Genomic DNA, 7,460 nt, shown 5'->3' on the forward strand with positions numbered 1-7,460 from the left:
AAGAATCTGACATAGTGCAACAGTTGCCGGTGTGGCAAATACATGGGGTTATGGCGCTATGACAAATCACTTTGGTGATGTTGTTGGACACTCAAAAGCTATATTAATGATTGGAGCAAATTCAGCTGTAGCAAATCCAATTGGGTTTAAACATTTCCTTCAAGCAAAAGACAGAAATAATACAAAACTAATTGTGGTTGATCCAGTTTATACAAAATCTGCAGCAAAAGCAGATCATTATTTAAGAATTAGAACTGGTACAGACGTTGCGTTTATATATGGATTATTACATCTAATATTTAAAAATGGATGGGAAGATAAAGAGTTTATCGATAGCCGTGTTTATGGTATGGATGAAGTAAGACAAGAAGCAAAAAAATGGACTCCTGAAGTAACAGCAGATGTTACAGGAATTCCTGCAGAGAAAATTATTCAACTTGCTACATTATTAGCTAAAACAAAACCAGCTACTGTTGTGTGGGCATTAGGAATTACTCAACATAGTACAGGTACATCAAATACTAGAATTCTTCCAATACTTCAATTGGTATTAGGTAATATGGGTAAAAAAGGTGGAGGATGTAATATTATTAGAGGACATGACAACGTTCAAGGTTCTACTGATATGTGTTGTCTTTCTGATAGTTTACCTGGATATTATGGATTAAGTGAAGCTTCATGGAAATATTATTCAAAAGCATGGGGTGTTGATTATAAATGGATGCAAGGAAGATTCCATTCTCCAAAATGGATGAATGAAAAAGGATTCTCATTAGCCAAATGGTGGCAAGGAGTTTTACAAGAAGAGAAAACTTATTCTTCAAGTCCTATTAGAGCTTTATGGGTTCAAGGTACTGGTATCACATCTATGGCACAAACTGCAAAAGTAAAAGAGGCTCTAGATAAATTAGATCTTTTAGTTGTAGCAGAACCATTTGTAAATGAAGCAGCAGTTATTACAAATAAAACTGATGATGTTTATGTTCTTCCAGTTTGTACACAATTTGAAACTGAAGGAAGTGTAACTGCAACAAATAGATCTTCTCAATGGAGAAGTAAAGTTGTTGATCCTTTATATGAAAGTAAAGAAGATCATCAAGTTATGTTTGAATTTGCTAAAAAGTTTGGTTTCTATGAAGAGTATACAAAAGCTATGAAAATGGATATTGTAGATAAAGAAATTAAAGTAGTAAAAGATAAATTTGTATGGCCAGATGATGCAGCAAATGAATTAGCAAGAACAGTAAAAACAATTGGTCTTGGTGGTTGGACAGCAAAAAGATTAAGAGAACACCAACAAAATTGGAATTTATTTGATCCGATAACTTTAGAAGGTTATGGAAAAATGAAAGGTCAATATTATGGATTACCTTGGCCAAGTTGGGATACAAAACATCCTGGAAGCCCAGTTTTATATGATGTAGATACTCCAATGAGCAAAGGTGGTATGGGATTTAGAAATAGATTTGGTCTTGAACATGATGGTGTTAGCCAATTACCAGATGAAAGAGTAAGTGTAAAAGGTTCAAAAGTTAAAGGTGGATACCCAGAGATTACTAAAGCAAATATTGAAAAAGTTTTAGGAATTAAATTAACACAAGAAGAAAAAAGAAAAATGGGTGCAAACTGGAAAGTTGATTTAAGTGGAATTATTCAAGAAAAATGTAATGAAGCTGAAGTTTGCGTTTATGGAAATGCAAAAGCAAGAGCAAAAGTGTGGACATTCCCTGATCAAATACCAATGCATAGAGAGCCAATTCACTCTCCAAGATTTGATTTAGTTAAAAAATATCCAACTTATGAAGATCAAACAAATAACTTCAGAGTTGATGTAAAATTTAAATCAGAACAAATGGAACAAGATTGGTCAAAAGAGTTCCCAACTATGTTGGTAACAATGAGACTTGTAAACTTAAGTGGTGCAGGTATGATTGAAAGAACAAGTAAATATCTTTCTCATATTACTCCTGATATGTTCGCAAATATTAATCCAGAATTAGCTGCTAAATATGGATTAAGAGATGGTGATGATATGTGGTTACATTCACCTCAAGGAACAAAAATTAAGGTAAAAGCTCAATATAGTAATAGAGTAACTCCTGATAGAATTGCTTTACCATACAACTTTGCTGGTATTATGCAAGGTGTTGATATGAGTGCAAATTATCCAGAAGGAACTAAGCCATATACAATTGGTGAGAGTTCAAACACAATTACAAACTACGGATTCGATGTAATAACTCAGATACCTGAGTTTAATGCAGGTCTTTGTAGAATTGAAAGAGCGTAGGAGTAGGTTATGAGTGAAATGGCAAGAATGAAATTTTATTGCGATGAAGATAGATGTATAGAGTGTTTTGCTTGTACAGTAGGTTGTTCTGAAGCTCATGAACTACCAACAGGGATAAGTAGAAGAAAAGTTATTACACTAAATGAAGGTGTAGAAGGATTAGAATACTCTTTATCAATAGCTTGTATGCATTGTACAGATGCACCTTGTGAACAGGTGTGTCCAGTAGATTGCTTCTATATTAGAGAAGATGGAATAGTTCTTCATGATAAAGAGAAATGTATAGGATGCGGATATTGTTTATATGCTTGTCCTTTTGGAGCACCACAATTTCCAAGAGATGGTGCATTTGGAATAAAAGGAGCAATGGACAAATGTACAATGTGTGCAGGTGGACCAGAGGAAACAAATAGTGAACACGAAAGAGAACTTTATGGACAAAATAGAATAGCAGAAGGTAAAGTTCCAATGTGTGCAGCAGTTTGTTCAACAAATGCATTATTAGTAGGTGATTCTCAAAAAGTGTCTGAAATATATAGACAAAGAGTACTATCTAGAGGACATAAGCATAATGACTCTCCAGTAGCATGGAGTTCGGCATACAAATCATAATGAAAGAATTAATATGAGAATAAAAAGTATATTAATCTTATTATTAGCACTAGGTTCACTGGCATTTGCCAGTGAAAGTGCAATATTTGGTAAAGATTTAATACCAAATATATTAGCATATGATAAAGAAGGCTCTTTACATTTAGGTAAATGGTTTACTTTATTACAAAGCACATATTTTAAACCAATATTTTTTGGTGTATTAATAGGAGTACCAACAGTCTTTTTTATACACTACAAAATAATAGGACCAATGATTTTTTCTCATGATAGAAAAAAGATATTTGTTTTTTCAGTTTTCAACAGAATAATACATACAATTGCAGCAATTGCATTTATATTAATTGTACCAACAGGATTTGTAATAGTATTTGGAACAACATTTGGTGGAGGAGCATTTGTAAGAATATGTAAAGACATTCATGCAATAGCAACAATACTATTTATAATATCAGTGATACCAATGTTAATAATGTGGTTTAAGGATATGCTTCCAACAAGTGATGATATCAAATGGATGATGATATTAGGAGGATATTTAAATAAAAGAAAAGACCCCATTCCAGCAGGAAGATTTAATGCAGGACAAAAGATGTGGTTTTACGTATGTACATTTGGAGGGATTGTAATGATTCTAACAGGTGGAATAATGTTTTTTCAAGATTTTAAAATAGACTTTATAGCATCACTAGGATTATCACAAATTGATTTATTAAGAGGAAGTGCAATAGTACATAATATATTAGGGTTTGCAGTAGCAGCATTATTTATGACACATATATATATGTCAGTATTTGCAATAAAAGGTGCAATTCACAGTATAATAACTGGATATAAAGAGGAAGAAGAAGTAGAAATACTACACAGTACTTTTTATAAAAAGTTAAAAAACGATAAAAAAATTTAAAATTAAAATAATATAAAAAATAATTTTTTAAGGTTGACAGAAAATAATTATAAAATTGGTAAATAAATCTTTAATTATTAAGTGTAAGTTAAGAGTTTAAGGAATAAAATTAGGTAAAAATATATTTACCAAAAAAAGAAAGGCTAAATATGCAAGAGTTTGTATATTATAACCCAGGTGGGTTAGATTTCCCTTTAGATGAAGCAATATATATTGCTAATAATATTGAGGAAACAAAGGATGCTAACTTCTTAATTTCAAATACTTCTGAAGTTGATAGCGAAATAAGTGCTGATGAGATTGATTTTTATATAAAAAATAGTAATGATTCAATTTCACAAAAAATTAAGAATGTCTATAAACTTTATGAAGTTGCTGCAATAAAATTTGATAATGCACAAGATATCTCATATACTCAAAAAGTGGGAAATAAAATTTTACTAATTGCAAATCAAAGTGATGCAAAAGATTTTATCTCAAGTATAGAACCAAAAGAGTTTGATTTATACCATGTTTCTGAAGATATTGTAAAATCAATTTCAGGTCATATAGGTAATTTAAGTGTTATTGTGGATGATGAAGGTAAAGATGTTACATTAAAAGTTGATCAAATTGTATGGTTTAATGTAAAAGAAATGGGATTAAAACAAAGTGGAAGTTTTGATCCAACAGAATCTTCTATAAAAGAAGTTGTAGAAACTTTAAGAAAAAATATAGAAGAGTATGAATATAAAAAAGTAACTACATATGATTCAAATATTTGCCAATACCATGAAAGAAGAGAAGAAGTTTGTGGTAGATGTGAAGATGTTTGTCCTACAAATGCAATTATTAAAATTGATGAAACTAAACATTTAGAATTTTCTCAAATAGATTGTCATGGTTGTGGTGGTTGTATCTCTATTTGTCCATCAGGGGCATTAGAATATGCACCAATTAGTAGAGACTCAATCTATGAAATGGCACAAGAGTATAGAGGCACAATTCCTTTAATTCTTCCAGATAAAATGAATATCTCTCAATTAGATATACCATTAAAAGAAAATGTTCTTCCTTTTAAAATTGATGGTGAAAAATTTTTACATGAAACTTCATTTTTAACTATATTACAAGAAAGTGGTTCTCAAGTTGTTTTCTATACTGATTTTGTATCAAAAGGAAGTGGTGACGCAATAAGAATCTTAAATGATATTTATCAAAAAAAATATGGTAAAAAAGCTATTTTTGTAGCTATGAATGAAGATGAGTTAAAAGATGCATTAGAACAAGTAGAATTAATAGAAGGTTCACATTTTTCATATAATCAAGAAGATGAAAGAAAAAGAGAGGCATTTGCAGTAAGATTATCTGGACTTATTGGTAAAGATGATTTAGGAATAGTAAAAACAGGTGAAAATGTTCACTATGCAAAAGTTAATATAAATGAAGACAATTGTACTTTATGTCTTTCTTGTGTTGGTGCATGTAATGTAGATGCTTTAAAAGCATATCCTGAAGATAATACTTTAAGATTAAACCCTTCAATTTGTACAGGTTGTGGATACTGTGAATTATCATGCCCTGAAAAAGATTGTTTAACAATTGAACAAGATATTATAGAATTAAATCCAAAATGGTTTTTAGAAAGAGTAGTAGCAAAAGATGAATTATTTGCATGTGTTGAGTGTGGTAAAGAGTTTGCTACTAAAAAATCTATTGAAAAAATAGCGGGAATTATGGGACCAATTTTTGCAAATGATCCTATTAAACAAAAAACATTATATTGTTGTGAAGATTGTAAACCAAAAGTTATGTTTGCAAATGATGCAGTAAGGAATCAAAGAGTATGAATAATACAGAATTAAACAAAGCACGAGCAGTCTATTATGGACTGTTTGGGTCTTTATTTTCTTATATAAAAGATGAAAAACAGTTTGATGATATTAAAAATTCATTGGAGTTATTAAGCCAAGCTCCAATAGATGAAAATAGTAAAGTTGCATTTTCTAATGCTAATGAATTTTTAAATTCAAAAGGAATGAAAGGATTGATTGAAGAGAACAATCAAATTTTTTATAGTCCTAGTACAACTTTTATTCCAGTTACAGCTTCTTTTTATAATGAAGAAAGAGATGATGGACAAAAAAGAGTTGAGATGACAAACATAGTTTTAAAATCAACTTTTAGAAAAGATGGAAGTGTTTTTAAAGAAGCAGAAGATCATGTTTGTTTTATTTTTAGTTTTTTACAAAAAATAATTGAACAAGATAACTCAAATATAGAAAATCAATTAGTTATTGATTCTTTTTCAAAAGTATTAAATACTTTTATAGATGAGTTTATTTCAAATGTTTACAATCATGAAGAGAGTGATTTTTATAAAAATATTGCTGTTATTTTAAAAGTATTTATATCACTTGAAAGAGCGTTATTAAATATTGAACAAGAAAAAGAGCATAAAGTAAGAAAACAACATGATATTTTTCATAAACAGAAAAAAGGTTTTACAAAAAGAGCAAAAAGAAACTTTGATGAAGTTACAAGCTTATAAAAAGAGATCTTTTTTTTAATATTTAAATATGCAAAAAAAGCATATTTAAATAAACTTTAAGTTTAAAAAATAGTATTTAAAACTAGATTTATTTTAATTTTAGACACTATTAATATGCAAAAAAAGCATATTTAAAAGAGATAAATGAGAAAAATTAAATGTCTTTTTTGATTTATCTCTTTTGAAAAAAAGAGAGAAAATTTATGCTTGGAGGAAGCCATGAAAGAAGAGAGAAGAGGCTTTATAAAAAAGACTCTAACAGCAAGTGCATTAGTGGCAGCAGGAAGTACAGCAGCAATAGCAAGTACAAAAAGCGAAAATAATGCAAGTTCAAATGGTGTAGTTGTAGGGAAATCTCCTAAAAAAGAGATTTTATACAAACAAACAGCTCAATGGGATGCTTTTTATAAAGCAAGTTATTAATATAAAGTAAAGGAGTAAAAGTAATGGGTAAAAATATACTCAATGATACTTTGAAACTTGGAAGAAGAAATTTTCTAAAACTAGCTTCAATCGGTGCAGGAATTGGTGCAACATCAATGTTTGCATCAACAAATAGCGTAAGAGAAGCAACAAAAGAAGAGATAAAAAATCCTTTTCCAGGTTCAAAAAAAGTAAAAACAATCTGTAGTATATGTTCTGCAGGATGTGGTGTAGTAGCAGAAGTACAAAATGGAGTTTGGGTAAGACAAGAAGTAGCTCAAGATCATCCAATAAGTGAAGGAAGTCACTGTTGTAAAGGTATAGATCAAATAGATTTAGTAAAAAGTAAACAAAGAGTAAAACATCCACTAAAAAAAGTAGATGGAAAATGGCAAAGAATATCTTGGAAACAAGCAATAGATGAAATTTCAGCAAAAATGCTAAAACTAAGAGCAGAAAATGGTCCAGATGTAGCAATGTTCTTAGGATCAGCAAAATTTAATTTACAACAAGCTTTTTATTTTAGAAAGTTTGCAGCAATGTGGGGAACAAATAATATAGATCACGTAGCAAGAATCTGACATAGTGCAACAGTTGCCGGTGTGGCAAATACATGGGGTTATGGCGCTATGACAAATCACTTTGGTGATGTTGTTGGACACTCAAAAGCTATATTAATGATTGGAGCAAATTCAGCT

7 protein-coding genes are annotated in these 7,460 nt (G+C 30.1%); all 7 read left to right on the plus strand.

Annotated features, from left to right (window positions below; all coding sequences use genetic code 11):
• Positions 1-58 precede the first annotated feature (58 nt).
• Positions 59-2,290 (plus strand): formate dehydrogenase subunit alpha, encoded by a 2,232-nt coding sequence (locus CRU93_RS13650; protein ID WP_129104748.1) that lies wholly within the window; start codon positions 59-61, stop codon positions 2,288-2,290.
• 18 nt (positions 2,291-2,308) lie between these two features.
• Positions 2,309-2,902 carry a formate dehydrogenase FDH3 subunit beta gene (fdh3B, locus tag CRU93_RS13655; protein ID WP_258238938.1) on the plus strand — a complete coding sequence of 198 codons (594 nt, stop codon included), beginning with the start codon at positions 2,309-2,311 and terminating at the stop codon, positions 2,900-2,902.
• Between the two features lie 13 nt (positions 2,903-2,915).
• Positions 2,916-3,809: a formate dehydrogenase subunit gamma gene (locus tag CRU93_RS13660; protein ID WP_129104744.1), complete on the plus strand. Its 894-nt coding sequence runs from the start codon at positions 2,916-2,918 to the stop codon at positions 3,807-3,809.
• Between the two features lie 149 nt (positions 3,810-3,958).
• A complete protein-coding gene (locus tag CRU93_RS13665) occupies positions 3,959-5,638 on the plus strand; it encodes a 4Fe-4S dicluster domain-containing protein (protein WP_129104745.1) in 1,680 nt (559 codons plus the stop codon).
• Complete coding sequence (locus CRU93_RS13670) at positions 5,635-6,339, plus strand: molecular chaperone (RefSeq protein WP_129104746.1); 705 nt, start codon at positions 5,635-5,637, stop codon at positions 6,337-6,339. The genes CRU93_RS13665 and CRU93_RS13670 overlap by 4 nt, the downstream gene beginning before the upstream one ends.
• A 219-nt stretch (positions 6,340-6,558) precedes the next feature.
• Complete coding sequence (locus CRU93_RS13675) at positions 6,559-6,762, plus strand: twin-arginine translocation signal domain-containing protein (protein WP_129104747.1); 204 nt, start codon at positions 6,559-6,561, stop codon at positions 6,760-6,762.
• Positions 6,763-6,785: 23 nt separating this feature from the next.
• A partial coding sequence (locus tag CRU93_RS13680) for a molybdopterin-dependent oxidoreductase (RefSeq protein ID WP_164967699.1) occupies positions 6,786-7,460 on the plus strand: 675 nt, incomplete at its 3' end.

It is taken from the genome of Arcobacter sp. CECT 8985 (assembly GCF_004116495.1).
Lineage (GTDB): Bacteria > Campylobacterota > Campylobacteria > Campylobacterales > Arcobacteraceae > Malaciobacter.